Below are 22,075 nucleotides of genomic sequence, written 5' to 3'. Positions count from 1 at the left end.
GAGTTGATCAAAATAACTGGTAACTTCAGTTTAAAAGGGGATAGATCAACTTGAACTATGAGCAGTGGCTGGCGCCGGAATTTTACAATATAACATCGGAGATGGAGAACCACGACCCGGGGAAAACGGCTTTAAAATGGTTAAGCGAGCAAGGCGATTATGAGGAAATTTCGTACGGAGACCTGCTGGCCGGGGCGAACCGGCTTGCCGGAGGATTGTCCGGGCTCGGATTAAACAAAGGGGACCGCGTGCTGGTGATGATGCCGCGGCATATTAATGCTTACGTAATTTATGTGGCTTGCTTGAAGCTGGGGCTGACGATCATCCCTTCGTCCGAGATGCTGCGGGCCAAGGACTTGGCTTACCGGCTTCGGCACTCCGGGGCGCGGGCGGTCATCGCCTGGCACAATGCGACCGGGGAGGCGGACAACATTGATGAGGAGCTGCCGTCATGGGCGTTTCGCATCGCGGTTGCCGGAAGCCACGAAACCGTCCTCGCTCCAGCCGGGTGGGTTATGCTCGATTCATTGATGGACGGGCAGCCGGACACCTTTGAGGCGGTGCGGACTCACCGCGACGATATGGCCATTTTGGCGTATACGTCCGGAACGACCGGCAATCCGAAGGGCGTCGTGCACAGCCATGGGTGGGGTTATGCGCATCTCAGGATCACCTCGGCCTGGCTGGACATTCGAAGCGCCGATACAGTGTGGGCCACAGCCGCGCCGGGCTGGCAAAAATGGATTTGGACCCCGTTCCTGTCGGTACTGGGGAATGGGGCGACCGGTTTCGTATACCAGGGGACGTTCCAACCGCACCGCTACCTGCAGCTATTGGAGAATTACGGCATTCAGGTCATGTGCTGCACGCCGACCGAATATCGGATCATGTCGAAAACGGACGGGCTGGGCGGTTATAACCTATCCGGCCTGCGCAGCGCCGTTTCCGCCGGGGAGCCGCTAAACGAGGAAGTGATCCGGAAATTTCAAGAGGAATTGAACATCACCATTCGCGACGGATACGGGCAAACCGAAAGCACGCTGCTGATCGGCAATCTGAAGGATACTCCGCTCAAGCAGGGATCGATGGGCAAAGCGGTTTCCCCGGGCGTGGCGGAGGTGGTCGACGAGCGGGGAATTCCGCTTCCGGCGGGACAAGTCGGGGATATTGCCGTTCATGTTAGCATGCCGGCTTTGTTTAAAAACTATTACCTGGAGCCGGAGCGGAAGCAACAAAACGTGCGCGGTGAGTATTTTATTACCGGGGACCGGGCGCGAATGGACGAAGAAGGCTATTTCTGGTTCGAAGGGCGCGGCGACGATATCATCATCAGTTCCGGGTATACGATCGGGCCGTTTGAAGTCGAAGAAGCGCTGATGAAGCATCCTGCCGTCAAGGAATGCGCCGCCGTGGCGAGTCCCGACGAAATTCGCGGGCATATCGTCAAAGCTTTTGTTGTGCTGAAAGAAGGGGCGGCGGGTTCGCCGCAACTGGTCAAGCAGCTTCAGGCTCATGTCAAAGCGGTGACGGCCCCGTATAAATATCCGCGGAAAATCGAATTTGTCGCTGAACTGCCCAAAACGAATACGGGCAAAATCCGCAGAGTAGAGCTGCGGGAGCGGGAGGAGCGCGCAGCCTTGGAGGTGAAAAGCTCTATTTAGAACAAACGGCCCCCCGAGCTAGGGCAAGAAAGCCTTGATGTAATTGGGGAAAACCACCGGCGGATTTATGAATCAGTTTCATGGTAAGAAGGACGGCTCGATGGAATCAAATGCAAAAGTGCATTTGAATTTCCGCAAATTTCTGCTTTTGGGCGGTTGAAGTGCAAAAATACATCTCATTTGCAGCTATAGGATAAAAAGGCAGCTTATCATAAGAAATGAACTGCATATTTGCAGTTGAACCGCCTGTTTCGGGGATTTTCGACGAAAATCGCATGCTCTTTTGCATTTCGTGCCACTAGCGTTGCATTTGAGTCTGGCAAGATACATTTTCTGAGCACACCAATGCTCTAACGGTTGCCACAAGCGCTATTTGTTCCAATCCCGTTGATTTCAAATTGTAACGGTTGCCATGGGGCTTATTTCGCTGAAAACCGGTAATTTTTGCTTGGATTCAGGCAAATAACGGCGCTGGCAACCGTTAGAATTTAGAAAAGGTCTTTTTTCGGCAAATAGCCGCTGCTACAACCGTTAGATTTCGGATAGCTTTCACGGGAAAGCTTGAGCAAAAGTTAATGCAACGCCAGTGATTTCGTGCCGATCTCCTCCTCCTCCTTTTTCCGGCTCCGTATTCCATCGCTGTCAAATCCATGCTCTATCTGCTTTAAAGTTGGTTTTTCGCTGCGGCCTATGCGGCAGGAGCGTGGGATTGGCAAAAGTTCGAACGCATATTGTCCGGCCCTTTTCCTCAAATTAGTAAGGTCCTGCATCTTATCATCTTTTTGGAGGAGGCTAAAACATGGCAAATCCTTATTCCAGCATGCAATCGCAAAACCCGATCTCATCCGCCCAGCAGTCCGTCAAAAAAGCGCACCGGGCCGTAACGCAAGCACAGTCCCATCCGACCGAAGAAACGGTGGAAAATGCCTACAACGCCATTCACAAAGCGGAGAACGCCATTTCCCAGGCGGATGGGCGCATGAACCCGGAACCGCTGGAACGCGCCAAGGAAGATTTGCAGGAGGATCAGGCCGATTTGGCTGAAGCGGAAAGCCGGCTGCAGTAACGAATACGGCGGCGAGCATATGGCGAAATCGAAAATGTTACAGAACATGGGTTGACATGAACGCGAATTGCCTTTACTATAGACTCACGCTTAGTTTCCGGCTTAAGGAGCCGGGAAACGGGGGAACCAATTTTTTGGGGCGAATCATTCAGCAATGATTGTAGGGTACCATCTTACCCGAGCCCGTCAGCTAACCTCGTCAGCAGTGGATGGGTCTATATTGCGACATTAAGAGATTTTATTAGGCCCTTTTATAAGGGCCTTTGTCCGTTTTAAGGACCCTGCTGGGTAAGCTTTGTCTTCTCCAAGCGGCGGTCCTTTTTGGTTTGGACAAATATTTCTTATGAGGGGATGAGGAGGAATGAATCAATTGGAAACGTCCGTAATTTTTGATCCAAAGACGGATGCTTACCCTTCCCGGGTGTATGCTGAGCCGAGATGGCTTCCGCGGCAGGACCCCATCGTATATGGCGAGTGGAACGCGGAAAGCGGAATCAGCAAAGAGCAGTCGGATTTTTACGCCAAAAACGGTTATCTGTTCCTGGAGAACTTTTTCGGCGGAGCGGAATTAAAGGGCTATCAGGAGAAGGCGCAGCGCTTGCGGGAAGCATCCCGGAACCTTTCATCCGATGAAATTATCCGCCAGCCCGGCGGGGAAGAAGTGCATTCGATCTTTGCGATTCATCGGACCCACCCGGTTTTTCAGGAGTTGTCCCGGCATCCGAGACTGCTCGCGATCGTCGAGCATGTTTTGGGGGGACCAAGCTACATCCATCAGTCGCGGATCAATTATAAGCCGGCATTTACCGGCAAAGAGTTTTACTGGCATTCGGACTTTGAGACCTGGCATGTGGAGGACGGGATGCCCCGGATGCGGGCGCTCAGCTGCTTGATCGCACTGGAAGACAATTATCCGTTTAACGGACCGCTTATGGTCATGCCCGGTTCCCATCAAATCTTCGTGTCGTGCGTCGGCCAGGCGCCGGATGATTGCTCCAAGGAATTCATCGCGCCCGATCAGGCGAGCTTAACCGAACTGGCGAAGCGCTGCGGCATTGAAACGCCGGTCGGCAAGGCAGGTTCCGTACTGCTGTTCGACTGCAATTTAATGCACGGCTCCAACAGCAACATTACGCCGTACCCGCGCAGCAATATTTTTATGGTCTATAACAGCGTAGCAAACAAACTGGCGGAGCCTTATTTCGGGAAGAAGCCGAGACCCGAATACATGGCGGCCCGCGCGGAATTTTAAGAAAAAAAGCCGTCCCGGCAAAATGGCTTTGCGTTGGGGCGGCTTTATACATAAAGAAGCGCAAAATATCGCATAGTAAATTCAAACCACAACCTTCCGGGAAAGGAGTGACCTTTAGGTGAGCAATAAAATTGAAGCCGTACGCGCGGATCATCAAAATTTTGTCGATAAGACCGAAGACGAGGTTAAGGCCGTGCCGGCCACCACGAATGTGAATGAAGCGGTCGAAGCCATTACCGGGCATATCAATAAATACGATGAACCTGAAGAAAAGGAACAAAAGAAATGACGCACCGCCAGAAAAACCCCGGAATTCCGGGGTTTTTTCGCAAGCTACATGTTTAGCGCTTGATTGGCCATTTGCACGTCGTGGGCCAGCAGTTCTTCCAAATTGTACGCCGGATAGTAACCGTGTTGGTACATGAAGTTAAATATTTTGGTATGAAGGGCGATGGCGCCAAGCAGATGTTTTTGGAACGTTTCTTTTAATTGAGGAGTAGCCGTCTCCGTAATGGCGTTCGCGTAATTGCGTACAGAGGCTTTAGCGAAGCCAAGCAGGTTGGCCGCGTCAAAACCGGTCATATCGGGCGAAACGTTGCGGGCCATACCAGGCGCCAGCGGATAAAATTTGAGCAATTCGCGGATATTGTGCTCCAAGGTTTTGATCGTTTCTGCATAAAGCGCTTTTAACTCCGGGTCCATCACCATCGGCAGTTTCTTTTTGAACGCCGCCAAATTGGCGGATTGCGAGGCGACCAGCTCATGCAGCTCCAGTGTTTCATGCCAGGCCAGATGCTCCTGTTTCCATTCATTATTCACGATCTCACACTCCATAGTTAGGATTGATTCATTATATGCGCAGCGGAACCTTATGGGTATTTGTCCTTGTATGGGACGATTTTACTCCGGCTTCCGGCAATAATAGAAAACGATGGGGCGCATTCTAAAAGTGATTTACCAAGCAACCGCAAAACAGCGAAGGAGGATACGTTCTCATGGAATTGGCCGCACACGAGGCACAGGATTTGAACGAACTAACGTTAAGCTGCGTTAACTCGATTACGAACATGGCGTGTTTCTTAAACCAAGCGCAGGACCCTGAACTGAAGGCGATCTTGCAAAAACATCTTCCGCTCCATTTTCAGGACTACAACATGAAGGTGGAGTATTTAAGCAAGGCGGAAGGGGCCAGCGGGAAATTGGCCATTCCGGATTTGCAGCCGGTCTTGCAATCCTTTACCGAGGCGTCTGCGTCGCCTGTTCCGGTCATGCCGAGAACCTCGATTCAGCAGTTCAACGACCGGGAAATCGCCACCGCTTATTTGCTGACTTTGAAACGGGCGGGCAGGGAGTACGCTTGGGCGGCCATGGAGATGAGCCATCCCGAAATCCGCAGCTTCCTGGAGCATGCCTTCTGCATGTGCTCGCACCACGCTTATGACGTATGGCAATGGATGGTAAAAAAAGGCTATTATCCGTTAGAAGCGGCTCCGATGTCGACGATGAATACGCTCGGCGCTTTTTATCAGAAAGTGCAGGAGCCGGCGGCGGTTCATTAGCAAATCGGCGGAGCATAGCGAAAGTAAAAGAGCGGGTACCAAGGAAATCAATGACCTTGGCGCACCCGCTCTTTTTTGCATGGGATCGGCAATTGGAAACATTGTTTTGTGGTACAATGTCAGCGGATGCGGGCGCATTCAATTCCACTGCCAAGTGCAAGGAAGGTGCTGTTATTGGCCGCGATTTTTCATTACAACCCGGACCGTCCGTTCCGCGATTCACCGGAGCTGTATTTATGCTATTGGGGCAAGGAAGCCTGCGCTCCCCAGCATTCGTTCGGCCCGGGCGTACGGGACGTTTATAAGATCCACTTTGTCCATGAGGGAAAGGGGATCGTTCGCGTGGAGGACGGCGAGACGCTGACGCTGACGGCGGGCCAGGCGTTTATCGCTTATCCCGAGCGGGTCGTCTTTTACCAGGCGGACGCCGCAAGGCCCTGGGTTTATTCCTGGATCGCCTTTTGCGGCGATCAGGCGGGAGAAATTCTGGCGCGAACCCGTGTGACCGCGGAGCAGCCGGTGTTCCCCATGGATCCCCGTTTGATGCCGAAGCTGTACGAGCTTTTGAACGAGGCCGAGGAGCAGGCGGCCACCCGCGATTTGCGTTTGCGGGCCTTGCTGAACGAGTTTTTTTCGGTCATGGTAGAGCTGGCTCCGGCTTCCGCGCCGGGCCAAGCGGCGGTTCAAGCGCAGGCGAAGGACGCTTACATACACCGCTGCCTTGATTTTCTGCACAGCCATTACGGCGAGGAGATTTCCGTCGGCCAGCTGGCGGCGGTCGTTGGGCTGGACCGCAAATATTTATCGGCCATCTTTAAACAGGCGACGGGATTTCCGCCGCAGCGGTATTTGCTGCAGTACCGGATGGAGCGGGCCTGCGCGCTCCTGAAAACGGGCCGGTTTACGATCGGGGAGGTGGCCCGGTCGGTCGGGTATCAGGATGCGCTCTTGTTTTCGAAAATGTTCAAAAAAACGCTCGGCGTTTCCCCTTCGGCCTACCGGGACGGGCTTTAATAGGATGGGCTGTAATAGCTACGGCTGGCGCCTTTGTGGACAATGGATCGAGAGAAGCGGACATTATGCCATATCAAACAGCCTTGTTGATATAGGTGTGCGGCACGGCTTCGATTATATTGTTCTCATGACCATTAAAGGAGGTACAAGCCATGACCTATCAGCCAGACAACGGCAGATACGAAAAAATGACATATAACCGCGCCGGCAGAAGCGGCTTGAAGCTGCCCGCCATATCCCTCGGATTATGGCATAATTTCGGCGGCATCGATGTTTTGGAAAACGGGCGGGCGATGCTGCGCCGGGCGTTTGACCTCGGCATTACGCATTTTGACCTGGCCAACAACTACGGACCGCCGCCGGGGTCGGCGGAGGAAACGTTCGGCAGGGTGCTCAGGGAAGACTTCCGCCCTTACCGCGACGAAATGATCATCTCCACCAAAGCGGGCTACTACATGTGGCCGGGACCTTACGGGGAATGGGGCTCCAAAAAGTATCTCGTCTCCAGCCTGGATCAGAGTCTCAAACGGATGGGCCTCGAATATGTCGATATTTTTTACCACCACCGCCCTGATCCGGATACGCCGCTGGAGGAAACGATGTCCGCGCTCGACCTCGTCGTGCGTCAAGGGAAAGCGCTTTATGTCGGGCTGTCCAATTATCGGCCGGAAGAAACTCGCGCGGCGGCGAAAATCCTCAAAGAGCTCGGCACGCCATGCGTGATTCATCAGCCCAGCTATTCGATGATGAACCGCTGGATCGAGGAGGGGCTGCAGGATGTTTTGCAGGAAGAGGGGATCGGTTCGATCGTTTTTTCGCCGTTGGAAAAAGGCATCCTGACCGACCGCTACTTAGGCGGGATCGCGCCGGATTCCCGGGCGGCCGGGCCCAGCGTGTTCCTGCGTCCGGAGGATTTGACCGGGGAGCGGATCGGCCAGGTGAAGCGGCTTAACGATTTGGCCGCAGCAAGGGGACAAAAGCTGTCGCAAATGGCGCTCTCCTGGGTGCTGCGGGGCGGCAAGGTGACCTCGGCGCTCATCGGCGCGAGCAAGGTCAGCCAGATCGAAGACGCGGTTCTTGCGCTGGGAAACACCTCGTTCAGCGCTGAAGAGCTGGGCCAAATCGACGAGATTTTAGGTTATTAGATTGAAACGAAAAGCACCGCCCCTGAAGCTCAGTCCGGGGGAGGTGCTTTTTTTTGCGGGCAATAATTTATTCCGCCGTATTGAGTTGTCCTCCGGTTAACCTTTATAATATGACGAGTGTATCTTTTTGCGAGAAAGGTGTAGTTTCATGAGCATATTGAATGTAGAAAAGCTAAGCCACGGGTTTGGCGACCGGGCTATTTTTAACGACGTGTCCTTCCGGCTGCTGAAAGGCGAGCATATCGGCCTGATCGGGGCCAACGGCGAAGGCAAATCCACCTTCATGAACATCATTACGGGCAAGCTCCAGCCGGATGAAGGCAAAATCGAGTGGGCGCGCCGGACGCGCGTCGGCTATTTGGATCAGCATGCGGTGCTGAGCAAGGGCATGACGATCCGCGACGTGCTGCGCGGGGCGTTTCAGTATCTGTTCGACTTGGAGCAGGAAATGAACGACATGTATGCGAAAATGGGCGAGGTGTCGCCGGAGGAGCTTGAGCGGCTGCTGGAGGAGGTCGGCACGATTCAGGATACGCTGACGAACCAGGACTTCTACATGATCGACGCGAAAGTCGAAGAGACCGCGCGGGGACTCGGGTTGACCGATATCGGGCTGGATAAGGACGTAAACGATTTGAGCGGCGGGCAACGGACGAAAGTGCTGCTGGCCAAGCTGCTGTTGGAGAAGCCGGACATTCTGCTGCTGGACGAACCGACGAACTATCTGGACGAGCAGCATATCGAATGGCTCAAACGCTACCTGCAGGAATACGAAAATGCGTTTATTTTGATTTCGCACGACATTCCGTTTTTGAACAGCGTCATTAACTTGATCTATCATATGGAGAATCAAGAGCTGACCCGTTATGCCGGCGATTACCATCATTTCCAGCAGGTATATGAGGCTAAAAAACAGCAGCTGGAGGCCGCCTATAAGCGCCAGCAGCAGGAAATCGCCGACCTGAAGGATTTCGTCGCCCGCAACAAGGCGAGCGTCGCGACCCGGAACATGGCGATGTCCAGGCAAAAGAAGCTGGACAAGATGGAGATCATCGAACTGGCCAGGGAAAAGCCGAAGCCGCAGTTTAATTTCAAGGATGCGAGAACGTCCGGGAAGCTGATCTTCGAAACGGCGGATTTGGTGATCGGCTATGATTCGCCGCTCTCGAAGCCGCTGAACCTGCGCATGGAACGCGGGCAGAAAATCGCCCTGGTCGGGGCCAACGGGATCGGGAAAACGACGCTGCTGCGCAGCATTCTCGGGCAGATTCCGGCGCTCTCCGGGTCCGTACAACTCGGCGATCTGCTGGAAATCGGTTATTTTGAGCAGGAGATGAAGGATGCCAACTACAACACGTGCATTGAGGAAATTTGGGACGAGTTCCCGTCGTTTACGCAGTTTGAGGTGCGCGCCGCGTTGGCCAAATGCGGCCTTACGACGAAGCATATCGAGAGCAAAATCGCCGTGCTGAGCGGGGGGGAGAAAGCCAAAGTCCGCCTGTGCAAGCTGATTAACCGCGAGACGAATTTACTGGTGCTCGACGAACCGACGAACCACTTGGACGTGGACGCGAAGGATGAATTGAAGCGGGCGCTTATTGCGTATAAGGGGAGCATTTTGCTTATTTCCCACGAACCGGAGTTTTACCGCGACGTCGTGACGGAAACGTGGAACTGCGAATCGTGGACGACGAAGATGCTGTAGGCAGCCTTGTTTTATGTGCAAATAGGGCAAAAGAACAGTCATACAAGCGGGCAGCCTCATATACCGTAATGAAGCTAAAAACCTATAGCGAGGTGAATCCAAATGAGCTGCCACTGCTGCCCACCCGTAAGAGTTGTTGCGCCGGCGCAGGTCATCGTTCAGGATATTTTCGATCCCCAGCTTGTTCAAGTCATCCATCCGATAAACATTGTGAGTCGGCATCACTGCGTTCCCGTTTACGAGCACCTGGTCAGTTACAATTTCGCCAGTGAGCCGCCCAAGGCGGCGGTTTGTTCCACGACTCCGCGGCGGAAAAGAAGAAAGCGGTAATGCTCTCCCTTCTTAAACAGCCCTACTGCGTATTAAGGTAGGGTTGTTTTTTATGGAGTTCCCAGTCAAAAACAGTGATTGCAAGAATAGTCCACAGCTTGAAAAAAATCGGTTATAATAGATAGGTACTAAACATAGAAAGTGGGAACAGTATGGGCCGCAAATGGAACAATATTAAGGAGAAAAAAGCTTCGAAAGACGCCAACACAAGCCGGATTTACGCAAAATTCGGGGTTGAAATTTATGTAGCCGCCAAGAAGGGCGAACCGGATCCGGAATCGAACCGCGCCTTGAAAGTCGTTCTGGAACGGGCCAAAACCTACAATGTGCCTAAAGCGATCATCGACCGCGCTCTGGATAAAGCGAAAGGCAGCTCGGAGGAAACCTATCAGGAGCTCCGTTACGAAGGCTTTGGACCAAACGGGTCGATGGTCATTGTCGATACGTTGACCAACAACGTGAACCGGACGGCGCCGGAGGTGCGTTCCGCATTCAACAAAAACGGCGGGAATATGGGCGTCAGCGGTTCGGTATCCTACATGTTTGACGCCACTGCGGTGATCGGCATGGAAGGAAAAACGATCGACGAAGTGTTCGAAATCCTGATGGAAGCCGATGTCGAGGTACGCGATATCGTAGAAGAGGATGATTCGGTCATCGTATACTCCGAACCGGATCAATTCCACGCGGTGCAGGAAGCGCTCAAAAACGTCGGGATCACCGAGTTTACCGTGGCCGAGCTGACGATGCTGCCGCAAAACTATGTGACGCTTCCGAAAGAGGCCGAAGCGCAATTCGAGAAGCTGATCGATGCGCTGGAAGATTTGGAAGATGTCCAGCAAGTCTATCATAATGTCGAATTTGAAGACTGAACGAAACAAGATGAATGGCTACATACTTGGCGAGTATAATGGCTCAAGTGGTGTGCTTTGGATGGAAACAGGCTGACAAGGAGGATTACCTTGGACAGCCTGTTTGCTTTTTTTGAGCTGCATTTTCCGCTAAAATAAAATGACTCAACCTCAACCTGGCAAATCGGTGTTTACAGCCGGCTGCCGGAACGACGACCTGTCGTCGAGGACCTTCAGCCTTGAAAATAGCGGTACTTCTTAAAAATAGACATACCTTTTGAAAATAGCGCCATCTTATGTACTTATTATCGGGAGCCAGGCAGGTTCATCCCCATTAGTTGCATTTTTTGTCCTTATTTTCCTAGGAATGGCCCGGAAGCGGCGCTTTCGTTAGCGATTCGAGAAAATAGCGACATAAAATCCCCTTATTTCTATCAAACTGACGGGTATCGCCGAAATAACGCCTTTTTTGCCCTTATGTTCTATGCTGGCCTATGCTGGGCGTTCTCAGGCGCAGTTTCGTAAAACGGATTTGATATTTCGCAATTCGGATATATCATTTTAGGAGGACTATGATGAACAACGCAGCTTTCGGCGCCGGCCATTCAACGGGAACGGAAATCATTCCGCTTGGGGATGGCGCTTTGACCGTCAAGCTTGGAGAAGCGATTCATCCGGCCGTACACCACAAAGTAAGACAACTGGCCGACTATCTTGAACGAAATCCATTCCCGTGGATGGTGGAGTATGTGCCCTCCTTTGCTTCGGTAACCATATATTACGACATCATGCAATTGCAGCCGGATAACAATGAAGCCGGGAGGGAGGAAGACGCGTATTCGTTTAAACTCGCCGCCGCTCGCCTTCGCGACGTACTGGGCGGGTTGGAAAATAACGAACTTCCATCGCCGAGAGTAATTGAAATTCCGGTATGTTACGGCGGGGAATGGGGTCCGGATCTGGCCGCAGTGGCGGAGTATCACGGACTAACGCCTGAGGAAGTGATCGGCGTACATACTTCAGCCGATTACCTGGTCTATATGCTTGGCTTCACTCCCGGATTTGCGTATTTGGGAGGCATGCCGGAACGCATAGCTACGCCGCGCAGACAGACGCCGCGGCTTTCGATTCCCGCGGGCACGGTCGGGATCGCGGGGGATCAAACGGGCGTGTACCCGCTTGATACGCCGGGCGGCTGGCAGCTGATCGGAAAAACGCCGGTCAAGCTGTTCATACCGGGGCAAATGCCGCCAACCTTGCTCCAGGCGGGCGATACGGTGCGTTTCTATCCGATATCCCGCAGGCAATTTGAGGCTTGGGAGGAGGATGAGCGGTGAGCCTTCTAATTACTAAGCCCGGCCTGCTGACGACGGTACAGGATTTGGGCAGATTCGGCGCACAAAAATACGGCGTTATCGTCAGCGGAGCGATGGATGCCTTCGCCTTGCGCATCGCGAATCTGCTCGTTGGCAATGAGGAGGGGGCAGCCGGGCTCGAGATTACGATGACGGGCCCGGAGATCCGGTTCGAGCAAACGGCGTTAATCTCGATTTGCGGCGGGGATTTGTCGCCCAAGCTAAACGGAGTATCGTTTCCGGGCTGGCGGACTGTTCTGGCCCCCAAAGGTTCCGCGCTCACCTTCGGGCCCATGAAGCAAGGCTGCAGAACTTACTTGGCTGTCGGCGGCGGATTGGAGGTGCCGCTGCTCATGAACAGCCGCTCCACCTATTTGCGGGCCGGCATTGGGGGATATGGCGGGCGAGCGCTGGCCAAAGGCGACAGGCTTCCGGTCGGGAACATGTGCATGCGGAGCCTGAATTTGCTGGCCTTGCTGGCCCGGAAGGCGGAAAATAGCTCGGGCGCCATCAGCCGCTGGTCGGTTTCCGCCGATCTTATTCCGCCATATGAGCCGAACCCGAAGGTCCAGGTTATCGCGGGAGAACAATACGATTGGTTTGAGGAGGAAAGCAAAGCGTTGTTTGCGGGCGAGCCGTTTGAGGTTTTGCCGCAGTCCGATCGGATGGGATACCGTCTCAAGGGACCTCGGCTCAAGCTGACGAAAAGCGTGGAGATGCTTTCCTCGGCCGTAACGATGGGAACGGTGCAGGTGCCGCCTGACGGAAATCCAATCGTGCTGATGGCCGACCGCCAGACAACCGGCGGATACCCGAAAATCGCCCAGGCGGCTTCTGTGGATTTGCCGCTGCTTGCCCAGGTGAATTTGGGCGGGAAAGTGAGATTCAAGCGGATTAGTCTAGGTGAAGCGCAGCGGCAGTTCATAGAGCGGGAAAAAGCTGTCCTTGCCTTGCGCCAAGGCCTCGATCATTTGCAGCAGCAAAAATAACTTGATTTATTGTATAAACTTTTTGGAAAAGGGATGAACGGTCCATGAGCATGGTGGATTTGAACTGCGACATAGGGGAGAGTTTTGGCGCTTATCAAATCGGCAGAGACAGCGAGATCCTGGAATTTGTAACCTCGGCGAACATCGCCTGCGGTTTCCACGCCGGCGACCCGGCGACGATGCGCCGGACGGTTAAACTGGCTTTGGCCAGCGGGGTTGCGCTGGGCGCGCATCCGGGGCTGCCGGACCTCGCGGGCTTCGGCCGCCGGGATATGGACATCTCCCCGCAGGAAGCGTACGACATGGTCTTGTACCAAATCGGCGCTCTGTGGGGATTCGTGCGTGCGGAAGGCGCAAAGCTGCAGCATGTGAAGCCGCACGGGGCCCTGTACAACATGGCGGCCCGCAATGCCGGGCTGGCCGAAGCGATCGCCGAGGCGGTATACAAGGCCGATCCCGACTTGATTTTGTTCGGGCTGGCCGGCAGCGAACTGATTCAAGCCGGGAAAAAAGCGGGGCTGCGCACCGCAAGCGAAGTGTTCTCCGACCGGACTTACCAGTCCGACGGTTCGCTGACGCCGCGCAGAGAACAAGGCGCCTTGATCGCCGATGAGCAAACATCGCTGAACCAGGTGATTCGCATGGTGGCTGAAAAAAAAGTGATGTCCCGGCAAAACGTGGACGTGCCGATTCAGGCCGATACGGTTTGCATTCACGGCGACGGTGCGCATGCCGTGGAGTTTGCCGGCCAAATCCGCAGCTCTCTGACGAAAGCGGGGATCATCGTTCAGCCGATCGGTGTGACGCTCGGACGAAGCGAGCAGAGGTGAGAAGAACCACGCCGCCGGCGAGTCCTTTGCCCGCGTGAATCCCATACATTGGATGCAGGGGAGGGAGAGGCATGGGGCGGCTTAACCCGCTGTCAGAGTCGGATTCTAATTGAAAAAATCCGGGCAGCCATTCAAGGTTCCGGCATATTTTGGCCCAAGACCGCGTACTGTTTAACGGCGATAAAATCGCGGCCGACGCGGCCGAAACGATAGAACCTGCCGAATTGACACGGATGGAGATGACGTAAATGGTGGAGATAGCCCGCTCGCTGCTCGCCTGCCGGACGGAAGGCCGGCGCTGCGTCGTGGCGGCGGTGATCGAGGTCGACGGTTCCGCCTACCGCCGGGAGGGGGCGCGCTGCCTCATTCACGAGGACGGGGAAGTGACGGTCATCCTCAGCGGCGGCTGCATCGAGGAGGATTTGCGGCAGCACGCCGCGGGGGTGCTGCGTTCCGGCGAGCCGCTAAAGCTGTACTACGACTTCCGGATCATAGGCGATGACGTCTGGGGGCTTGGGCTCGGCTGCAACGGGGCAATCACCGTTTGGCTGGAGCCGTTTGATCCGGTGCGCGCTCCCGAGGCGGCGGACCGGATTTTATCCGACCTGCTGGGGCGCGCGGAAACGCGGGAGCCCTACGAGGCGGTGACGGTGATCGGCTCCTCCGATCCCGCCGCCGTTCCGCCGGGCACGCGCTGGGTTAGCCCCGGCGGGTCGTACGCCGGCCGGCTTGGCGGCGGCCGGACGGCCGGGCTGGTGCGGGACGCGCGCGGCAGCTCCGAGCTGGAGCTGCTGGTCGAGCGGATCGCACCTCGCCCGGAGCTGGTCATCGTCGGCGCCGGCGACGATGCCCGCGTGCTCTGCAGCATGGCGAAAATGCTGCAGTGGCGCGTCACCGTCGCCTATCATGCGACGGAAAAAGCAAGCGAAAGCCGGTTCCCGGAGGCGGATGAACTGCTGATCATCCCGCGGCTTGCTTTTGAGCAAGTGGACGTTAAAGGCAAATTCGTGGTGGTCATGTCGCATAATCTCGGCTTGGACCGGGAAGCGGTGCGGAAGATGCTTACGCCGGAGGTGGCTTATCTGGGGCTCGTCGGCTCGAAATACAGGCTGGAAAAAATATTGGAGCATATGGGGAGCGGGCGGGAACAGCCGCAAAAGGCCGATGAAGCAGACGAAAGCCTTGGCAAAGCCGGGAAGCAGGGGACGGAACAGAGGACGGAGCAAGGGACGGACCAAAGGACGGACCAAAGGACGGAACAGAGGAAGGAGCAAAGAACGGAACAGGGAACAAAGCAGAGAACAGGGCAGGGCGAAGCGCACCGCAGCGGCATAGACCCTAGCCTCTTGGATAAGCTGTATTCCCCGGTCGGGCTGGATATCGGGGCAAACACACCGCAGGAGATCGCCATGAGCATCCTCGCGGAAATGTTAGCCTGCCGGAACGGCAAGCCCGGGGGATTTCTGCGCGACCGCAAAGGACTGCGGGCGGCATCCCCAGCATCGCAGGTTGCCGAAGCGGGCCCTGCGCCGCGGGATCTCTGTCAAACCTCGGAGACCGCTTGTCATGTCTGACACGGCAAACGCGGTTTGGGCGCTGATTCTCGCCGGCGGGGCGTCGGCGCGGATGGGCCGGCCCAAGCTGCTGCTTCCGGCCCCCCGGGGCAACATCCTTAAGCAAACCGTACATCAGGCGCTAGCGTCGGGCAGTTGCCGGGTTGCGGTGATCGCCGCCCAAAACGGTCCGTTAAAGCGGAAGCACCTGGAGGCCGGGCCGGAGCGGCGGGTAGGAGCAGGAGCGGAGGTTACGGTGACATCTAAAGCGGACGGTACCAAACCGTCTCCGGCGGCGGCGGTCGAATGGCTGGAAACGGACGCTTCAGCCCGCGGGCTCGGCGCCTCGCTGGCCGCCGGCGTGCACCAGCTGTCGGCGCGCCGCTCGCCGCAGGCCATCCTGGTGCTGCTTGGCGATCAGCCGGAGATGAAGCCCGAGGTCATTCGGCGGGTAGCCGCTACGTTCCGGGAAACCGGAGCGTGGATCGTTCAGGCCCGCTACGAGGATCGTCCGGCCCATCCGGTATTGTTTGCCGCTCCGCTGTTCGCCGAACTGGCCGCGTTAAACGGAGACGTGGGCGCAAAGGCGCTTTTGCGCAAACACGAAACGCGCGTCGTTTATGCGGATGTTCCCGGCCCGGCGCCGAGCGATATCGATACGCCGGAGGATTACCGGGAATATGTGCGGAACGCTTTTGGCCAAAGTTGACTTGCCAGGAGGGACGGTTTATTCTTAGGTCAATCCATGGTAGGAGTGATGTAAGATGGAGCTTAAATACCGGTTTGATCCCGAACGCCTGGAGATCCGTGAAACGGCAGGCGATGCCGATGTGGAGTTTGAGATCACCTTTCTGCAAAAAGAGCCGATGCTGGAGAAAATGCGGGACGTGCAGAAGCGGTTTGAGGAAAACGACGTTTATACGGATGTTTTGTTCTATATGAACGAGGGCCGGGAGCAGCAATTTAAGGTCATGGTCCGCAAGGATTTTTATTTGGACTTTATTTTGGCGCTGCTGAAGCATCAGCTTTTGACCCGGGTGGAATGGACGTAAACAAATAAAAAAAGATCGCCGCCTCCTATGCCTTCTTGGCCAGGATGCCGGCGATCTTTTTTTATTGCTGCTGCGAACGCAGCTGTTCGCCGCGAACGGCGCGTTTGGCCGACCATAAACGCCAGCCCGTCAGCACCGCGGCCACCAGGCAGATGGTCGCCGAGGTCATAAAGACGACGTGCATGCCGGAGAGGAACAGATCGGGGCGCCCCGGCACCAATCCCGTAACCCGCTGGCCGGCGAGGCTGCTCATGACGCCGAACAAGGTCGTGGTGGCGACGGTAATCCCGACCACCATGCCGATGTTGCGCACGAGCGAGTTGATGCTGCCGGCGATCCCCAGCTGCGTTCTCGGCACTTTGGACATCACCAGCGAATTGTTGGGCGATTGGAACAAGCCGCTTCCGAGACCGAGCATCCCGATCCATACGCCGACCAGGAAAATAGGGCTGCTCCCGTGAAGACCGGCGAGGCCTACCTGGGCGATGACCATCACGATCAGGCCGGCGAAGGTAAGCAGTTCGGAACCGATTTTGTCCGACAGCGCGCCGCTGAGCGGAGCGACGATCACCATCACGATCGGGAACAGCATCATCAGCAGCCCGGCATGCGATGGGGAAAGGTTCAAAATGCTCTGTGTATAAAAAGGCGCGATAATATTAAAACAAAAATTGGCGACAAAGACGAGAAATCCGCACAGGATGCTTAAGCTGAACAGCGGATTTTTAAACAGCGACAGCTGCAGCATCGGTTCGGACTTGCTCGTTTCGATCCAGAGAAACACGATAAACACTACGGCCGCTATGATCAAGGCGGCGATAATACGCGGGTCGCGGTAGCCGATTTGCTGTCCCAGCAGCAAGCCGGAAAACAAGGCGAGAATAAATAAAGGGAACAGCAGGCTGCCGGCTTTGTCGATTTTCACCCCCAGTTTGGTGCGGTCCCCAGGCAGCGTTCTCCAGCCGATCACGATGGCGATGAGCCCTACCGGAATGTTGACCCAGAAAATATACTCCCAGCCGAGTGCGGACACGATGACGCCGCCCAAGCTTGGTCCGGCGATGCTGCCCAAAGATACGAACGTGCCGATCAGCCCCAAAGCCCGCCCCCGTTCCGTAGCTGGAAAAATATCGGTGATAATGCCCTGGTTGTTGGCCATCGTCATCGACGCCCCCAACGCTTGGAGCAACCGCGAGCCGACCAGTATCGTCAATGAAGAGCTGAACCCGCAAAGCAGCGAACCCACGGTAAAGATAATCATGCCCCACTTGAAAACTTTGATTTTTCCGACGATGTCCCCCAGCTTGCCGAAAAAAAGAATCGCCGCGCAGATCATCATTAAGTAGGCGGTGACCACCCACTCGGCCTCGGCAACCTGCAGATCAAGCTGCTTAGAAATGACGGGGAGGGCTATGTTGACGATGCTGCCGTCGAGCGTCGACATAAACGTAAACAGATTCAGCACGACGAGAATAAGCCAGCGCCGCTTTTGGATTTGCGGATCCTCCTGATAGGATACCGGAGCGCCCATACTTTCCGTTTTCATACAAACTACACCTCTCTTGTTCGGTAAACCCAAAGATTGCATTTTGTTGCGTCCGCAACTGTTTTGCTGGTTTTAGTTTACTCCGATTTAGTTGCGTTTGCAACAGATTTTTAGTAAAATTTTCGTAAAACAGACCGCTCGCAAAGAGGTGAAAGGGATGGAAAAGTTTTTCGTCGGCAAGTTGATCTCATACATCCAGCGCATGAACCAAAAGCAGCTGGCCGCCTTGCTGAAGCCTTACGACATCGGCGGCGGGGGGCACCACACTTACCTGAAGGCCATTTTGGCGAACCCGGGGATCAATCAGGATCAACTGACAAGCGAAGCCAAGTTCGACAAAGCGACCACGGCCCGCTGCGTAAAGCAGCTGGAGGAGGCGGGCTATGTTTACCGCCGGATCGACGATCACGACCGCCGTGCCTACCGGTTGTATCCGACCCAAAAGGCCAAAGACTTCGAGCCGACGCTGCGGCGGATCTTTGAGGAACACAACCGCCGGTTCACAAGCTGTTTGACGGAGGCGGAAAAGGAGCAGCTATCGAGCTTGCTGCAAAAGATCTACGACAGCTATCAGGCGGATTAAAGCTGCCGTCGGATCTATTTTTCCTAGGTTCAATCCATATTATTTACAGGAACGAAAGGCGGGCGATTATGGAGGACGTATTGATTCGTAAAGGACAATTGGAACAATTGGACGAAATTATGGGGCTGATGGCCCGCTGCATTCAAGTTAAGAGGGACAGCGGGAGCGATCAATGGGACGAGACCTACCCGAACCGCGAGGTCATTGCGGAGGATTTGCGGCGGGGGACGCTGTTTGCTGCAGAAAGCGGCGGTGTTGTGGTTGGCATCGTCGTGCTGGACGAACGTCAGGACGAGGAATATGAGTCCATCGTTTGGAGGCAGCCGAAGGGGCCGAATTTGATCATGCATCGGCTGGCCGTTGATCCGGCGGCGCAGGGACGGGGGATCGACCGCACTCTGATCGCTTATGCGGAACGATTTGCGCAGCAAAATGGTTACCGGAGCATCCGCCTGGATACCTACGCGAAAAACGCGTCCGCGCTTAAGCTGTATCGCGGCTTGGGATACGACCAGCGTGGGGAAGTGAATTTTCCGCGCCGGGTTGCGGTTTTTCCGGTGTTTGAAAAGGTGTTTTCCGATCCGGGCCAAGAGCAGGACTAAAAAGTAAAAAATGCAAAAAAAGCCAATGGCTTAATGTCCGCGGAACGATTTTTGATGAAACGACGTGATATCGCGAAAAAGGGATTGCCCGTCATCCGTGACGGCAAAACCGGCGGACAGAGGAAGGTAGAGGGCGCGGTAGGGCTCGGGCACCCAAATATACTGGTGTACATAAGACGTGGCGATAAAACCGCACCGCTCCCAAAATTTCAGGCGGCTGCGGTTTTCCTCCGTATCATCGGCCTCGGCTTCAATGATGATTGCCTGGGCTTGGCTTTCGCTGGCCGCCCAATCGCGGATTTGCTTGAAAAAGCCCGCGCCCAGCCCTTTTCCGCGCAAATCGCGGCGGATGGCCATATAATCCAGGATCAGCCGTCTATTTTCCGCCGGGCCGCTAAACCCGGTAACCGCCATGGCGGCCGCTTCGCCGTCCAGAGTCCCTGCGTGCATGGAGGCGATCCCCTTGTTTAACATGCTCCGCAGCACTTTTTCCGGTTTGGCTCCGTGCGGGAAGGCTTCCCGGTAAATCGGGCCGAGCCGTTCCCACCAGGTTTCGTCCCAATGCGTTATTGTTTCGAATTTTAGCTGCAATGAAGGCGCCTCCTCAAGCGATGAATGAATGTTAAACAGCGTGTCTTTAAATAGTAATACAGCGGCGTGGCTGCGGCAAATTTTCACCGATTTCAAACTTCAGGACATATGTCCTTTCCAAAAGGTCCCGTGCTATCTTTTAATATGAACAGACTATGAAGAGGGGAGAACACCATGAAAGGCTTGTTATTTGCGTTTTTGGCGGGGGCCTTTATTACACTCCAAGGGGTGGCGAATTCGCGGATCAGCTCGAGCATCGGCACCTGGCCTGCGGCTGCGCTAACGCAGTTCACCGGTTTTATCGCGGCATGGCTCATCTGGCTGTTTATCCGGGACGGCAATCTGAAGCAGCTGGGGCGCGTGCAGCCGTTATATCTCGGCGGCGGAGCGCTCGCGGCGATCATTATTTTCTCCAATGTCACGGCGATTCAGCATGTCGGGGTCACGCTTTCGATCGCGGCCGTACTGATCGCCCAGCTGTGCATGACTTTCCTGATCGACAGCACCGGATGGTTTGGCATCGAAAAGAAAAAAATGCGGCTGCCGCAGTTTGTCGGCATCGCGCTGATGATTGCCGGCGTCGCGATTCTTAAATTGTAGGCCGGCCGCGCTTGGGGGGATCGGAACTTGAAAGAAATCGAAGATCGCGGGCAGCTTAAAGCCTATATGCAGACGCATCAATTGGATAACGTGTTTACGGAGCCGCTCATCCCGCACCTGACGCTGCTTACTTTCGGCCAAGGCGAGTTGATTTGCGCCCAAGGGGAGCCCTCCGGGGTGATGTATGTTTTGGTGAAAGGGAAAATCAAAATATACAACACGTCGGAGGAAGGGCGGACGCTCGTCATTTCCTTCAAGACGCCGCTTGAAGTGATCGGGGACGTGGAATATATCCGGGGCAGCGATATCATTAACACGGTCGAGGCGGTTTCCCCGGTGCACATGATCGCAGTAGAGTACCGCTGGCTGCGGAAATACTGCGGCGATCATTCTCCGCTGCTGCGTTTTTTGCTGGACATCATCACCAACAAATTTTATATGAAGTCTAGCTCGCTGAGCTTTAATCTGCTGTATCCGGTGGAGGTCAGGCTTGCCAGTTATTTGCTGTCCGTATCGTTTGACGAATCCGGCGCGGGTTATAGGAGGGAGCTAAGCACCGCGGACCTGACGGATGCGGCCAATCTGATCGGCACCAGCTACCGGCATCTGAACCGGGTGCTGCAAAAGTTCGCCGCCCGCGGGCTGATCGAACGGAGCCGGAAGGGCATTTTGGTCAAGGACAGGGAGGGCCTGCAGAAGCTGACGCACCGGAATATTTACGAATAATCGGGAGGAAACGATGGTTTTAGGGATCTTATTGGCGCTGGTCGCGGGTTCGCTGGTCGGTATACAAAATATTTTTAACAACAAAGTCAATGAGCATACGGGCACCTGGACGACCACCACGCTCGTGCTGGGTCTCGGGTTTGCCGCTTCTTTTGTGATCGGATTGTTGCTCGAAGGGAAAAATATGTTCGCGCTGCGCGATATGCAGCCTTGGTTTTATTTCAGCGGCTTGATCGGCGTGGGCGTCGTCACCTGCATGGTGCAGGGAGTTAAACGTTTGGGGCCGACTTACGCCGTGGCGATCGTTATGACCTCCGAGCTGGGATTCGCTTTGTTGTTCGATTCCATGGGCTGGCTCGGGCTGCAGAAGGTTCCGTTTACGCCAAAACAGCTGATTGGCGTATTGGTGATCGTCGGAGGGATCTTCGTGTATAAACTGGGCGAACGGCGCCGGTCCGATGCGGCGGCCACCGCCAAGAAGGCGAAGAGGGAAGCGTTGAACTAAGGAACTATATTTAGAGAACGAGGAGGAAAGAATATGCCGGAGCATATCGATAAAATCGCCTGGATTTGTATCCGGGATGGGCGGATTTTGAGCGTCCGCTCCAAGGGGAAGGAGCTTTTTTATTTTCCCGGAGGGAAGCGGGAGCCCGGCGAAACCGACGCCGAAACGCTGCAGCGCGAAATCGGCGAGGAGCTGTCCGTACGCATCAAGCCGGAAACGATCGCGTATTATGGTGCGGTTGAAGCCCAGGCCGACGGTAAGCCGGAAGGGGTGCTCGTCAAAATGACGTGTTATACGGCCGACTACGAGGGCGACCTTGCGCCCGCCTCCGAAATCGGAGAACTGGCCTGGCTCGGCTACGCCGACCGGGACCGGACGTCGCTGATCAGCCGGATCATTTTTGACGAGCTGCATGAGAAGAACTTGCTGGCTTGATGGAGGACCTAGTGAGATTAGGGGTAGAGGAATAGGGAGACAGGGAGATTGGGAGGTAAGGAGTTTGAGAGTCGGGAGTCGGGAGTCGTCTGTCTGTCGTTTAGAAGCGTATTAAGAAGCATATT

General features: G+C 55.1%; 24 protein-coding genes and 1 riboswitch. Of the genes, 21 read left to right on the top strand and 3 right to left on the bottom strand.

The window, feature by feature from the left end; genetic code table 11:
• Positions 1-101 precede the first annotated feature (101 nt).
• The 4 genes from NYE69_RS20530 (at position 102) to NYE69_RS20515 (ending at position 4,268) form a co-directional block, all read left to right on the top strand.
• Positions 102-1,661, top strand: coding sequence for an acyl-CoA synthetase (locus tag NYE69_RS20530; protein ID WP_328271187.1), 1,560 nt, complete (start codon positions 102-104; stop codon positions 1,659-1,661).
• 799 nt (positions 1,662-2,460) lie between these two features.
• A complete protein-coding gene (locus NYE69_RS20525) occupies positions 2,461-2,727 on the top strand; it encodes a hypothetical protein (RefSeq protein ID WP_328271179.1) in 267 nt (88 codons plus the stop codon).
• 77 nt (positions 2,728-2,804) lie between these two features.
• A riboswitch (cyclic di-AMP (ydaO/yuaA leader) is annotated at positions 2,805-2,947 on the top strand.
• Between the two features lie 141 nt (positions 2,948-3,088).
• Entirely contained in the window at positions 3,089-3,979 is an 891-nt protein-coding gene (locus NYE69_RS20520) for a phytanoyl-CoA dioxygenase family protein (protein ID WP_278738613.1), read from the top strand.
• Positions 3,980-4,097: 118 nt separating this feature from the next.
• Positions 4,098-4,268: a hypothetical protein gene (locus NYE69_RS20515; RefSeq protein ID WP_155619422.1), complete on the top strand. Its 171-nt coding sequence runs from the start codon at positions 4,098-4,100 to the stop codon at positions 4,266-4,268.
• Positions 4,269-4,312: 44 nt separating this feature from the next.
• Here the strand turns inward: NYE69_RS20515 and NYE69_RS20510 are convergent, their stop codons facing one another.
• Positions 4,313-4,813, bottom strand: coding sequence for a spore coat protein (locus tag NYE69_RS20510; RefSeq protein ID WP_445744782.1), 501 nt, complete (start codon positions 4,811-4,813; stop codon positions 4,313-4,315).
• A gap of 161 nt (positions 4,814-4,974) precedes the next feature.
• Between NYE69_RS20510 and NYE69_RS20505 the strand changes: the two genes are divergently transcribed.
• From NYE69_RS20505 to NYE69_RS20455, 11 genes are all read left to right on the top strand, one after another.
• The gene (locus tag NYE69_RS20505) at positions 4,975-5,538 is read left to right on the top strand and encodes a spore coat protein (protein WP_328271181.1); all 564 of its coding nucleotides are present in this window, start codon (positions 4,975-4,977) and stop codon (positions 5,536-5,538) included.
• Positions 5,539-5,712: 174 nt separating this feature from the next.
• Complete coding sequence (locus tag NYE69_RS20500) at positions 5,713-6,552, top strand: AraC family transcriptional regulator (protein ID WP_328271182.1); 840 nt, start codon at positions 5,713-5,715, stop codon at positions 6,550-6,552.
• 152 nt (positions 6,553-6,704) lie between these two features.
• On the top strand, positions 6,705-7,697 hold the full coding sequence (mgrA, locus tag NYE69_RS20495; protein ID WP_340927658.1) for an L-glyceraldehyde 3-phosphate reductase: 993 nt from the start codon (positions 6,705-6,707) through the stop codon (positions 7,695-7,697).
• Positions 7,698-7,845: 148 nt separating this feature from the next.
• Positions 7,846-9,402 carry an ABC-F family ATP-binding cassette domain-containing protein gene (locus NYE69_RS20490; protein ID WP_340927656.1) on the top strand — a complete coding sequence of 519 codons (1,557 nt, stop codon included), beginning with the start codon at positions 7,846-7,848 and terminating at the stop codon, positions 9,400-9,402.
• A gap of 482 nt (positions 9,403-9,884) precedes the next feature.
• The gene (locus tag NYE69_RS20485; RefSeq protein WP_340927654.1) at positions 9,885-10,604 is read left to right on the top strand and encodes a YebC/PmpR family DNA-binding transcriptional regulator; all 720 of its coding nucleotides are present in this window, start codon (positions 9,885-9,887) and stop codon (positions 10,602-10,604) included.
• 554 nt (positions 10,605-11,158) lie between these two features.
• Positions 11,159-11,920 carry a 5-oxoprolinase subunit PxpB gene (gene pxpB / locus NYE69_RS20480; protein ID WP_213510271.1) on the top strand — a complete coding sequence of 254 codons (762 nt, stop codon included), beginning with the start codon at positions 11,159-11,161 and terminating at the stop codon, positions 11,918-11,920.
• On the top strand, positions 11,917-12,927 hold the full coding sequence (locus NYE69_RS20475) for a 5-oxoprolinase subunit C family protein (RefSeq protein WP_213510272.1): 1,011 nt from the start codon (positions 11,917-11,919) through the stop codon (positions 12,925-12,927). The genes pxpB and NYE69_RS20475 overlap by 4 nt, the downstream gene beginning before the upstream one ends.
• Before the next feature lie 44 nt (positions 12,928-12,971).
• Positions 12,972-13,757: a LamB/YcsF family protein gene (locus NYE69_RS20470; RefSeq protein ID WP_213510273.1), complete on the top strand. Its 786-nt coding sequence runs from the start codon at positions 12,972-12,974 to the stop codon at positions 13,755-13,757.
• Between the two features lie 248 nt (positions 13,758-14,005).
• Positions 14,006-15,331: an XdhC family protein gene (locus tag NYE69_RS20465; protein WP_340927653.1), complete on the top strand. Its 1,326-nt coding sequence runs from the start codon at positions 14,006-14,008 to the stop codon at positions 15,329-15,331.
• Complete coding sequence (locus NYE69_RS20460; protein WP_213510275.1) at positions 15,324-16,019, top strand: nucleotidyltransferase family protein; 696 nt, start codon at positions 15,324-15,326, stop codon at positions 16,017-16,019. The genes NYE69_RS20465 and NYE69_RS20460 overlap by 8 nt, the downstream gene beginning before the upstream one ends.
• A gap of 55 nt (positions 16,020-16,074) precedes the next feature.
• Positions 16,075-16,362 carry a hypothetical protein gene (locus tag NYE69_RS20455; RefSeq protein WP_213510276.1) on the top strand — a complete coding sequence of 96 codons (288 nt, stop codon included), beginning with the start codon at positions 16,075-16,077 and terminating at the stop codon, positions 16,360-16,362.
• Positions 16,363-16,423: 61 nt separating this feature from the next.
• Here the strand turns inward: NYE69_RS20455 and NYE69_RS20450 are convergent, their stop codons facing one another.
• Entirely contained in the window at positions 16,424-17,908 is a 1,485-nt protein-coding gene (locus NYE69_RS20450; protein WP_340927651.1) for an MFS transporter, read from the bottom strand.
• Between the two features lie 157 nt (positions 17,909-18,065).
• On the opposite strand from NYE69_RS20450, the gene NYE69_RS20445 reads away from it, so the two are divergent.
• Positions 18,066-18,491: a MarR family winged helix-turn-helix transcriptional regulator gene (locus NYE69_RS20445; protein WP_240751804.1), complete on the top strand. Its 426-nt coding sequence runs from the start codon at positions 18,066-18,068 to the stop codon at positions 18,489-18,491.
• Positions 18,492-18,559: 68 nt separating this feature from the next.
• Positions 18,560-19,093, top strand: coding sequence for a GNAT family N-acetyltransferase (locus tag NYE69_RS20440; RefSeq protein ID WP_340927650.1), 534 nt, complete (start codon positions 18,560-18,562; stop codon positions 19,091-19,093).
• Between the two features lie 30 nt (positions 19,094-19,123).
• On the opposite strand, the gene NYE69_RS20435 is transcribed toward NYE69_RS20440, so the two are convergent.
• A complete protein-coding gene (locus NYE69_RS20435) occupies positions 19,124-19,684 on the bottom strand; it encodes a GNAT family N-acetyltransferase (protein WP_340927649.1) in 561 nt (186 codons plus the stop codon).
• Between the two features lie 174 nt (positions 19,685-19,858).
• Here NYE69_RS20435 and NYE69_RS20430 point away from each other — a divergent pair, with 174 nt between their 5' ends.
• Genes NYE69_RS20430 through NYE69_RS20415 form a run of 4 tightly spaced genes read left to right on the top strand, consistent with a single transcriptional unit; the run spans position 19,859 to position 21,950 of the window.
• A complete protein-coding gene (locus NYE69_RS20430; protein WP_036622754.1) occupies positions 19,859-20,284 on the top strand; it encodes a DMT family transporter in 426 nt (141 codons plus the stop codon).
• A gap of 27 nt (positions 20,285-20,311) precedes the next feature.
• Positions 20,312-21,010 carry a Crp/Fnr family transcriptional regulator gene (locus tag NYE69_RS20425; RefSeq protein WP_340927648.1) on the top strand — a complete coding sequence of 233 codons (699 nt, stop codon included), beginning with the start codon at positions 20,312-20,314 and terminating at the stop codon, positions 21,008-21,010.
• A gap of 13 nt (positions 21,011-21,023) precedes the next feature.
• Positions 21,024-21,515: a DMT family transporter gene (locus tag NYE69_RS20420; RefSeq protein ID WP_340927646.1), complete on the top strand. Its 492-nt coding sequence runs from the start codon at positions 21,024-21,026 to the stop codon at positions 21,513-21,515.
• Positions 21,516-21,548: 33 nt separating this feature from the next.
• Positions 21,549-21,950 (top strand): NUDIX hydrolase, encoded by a 402-nt coding sequence (locus NYE69_RS20415; RefSeq protein WP_340927645.1) that lies wholly within the window; start codon positions 21,549-21,551, stop codon positions 21,948-21,950.
• The last annotated feature ends 125 nt before the right edge of the window (positions 21,951-22,075 follow it).

Origin of the sequence: Paenibacillus sp. FSL R5-0527 (assembly GCF_038008055.1) — a bacterium.
Classification (GTDB): domain Bacteria; phylum Bacillota; class Bacilli; order Paenibacillales; family Paenibacillaceae; genus Fontibacillus; species Fontibacillus macerans.
This window is presented reverse-complemented; position numbering and strand designations above follow the sequence as displayed.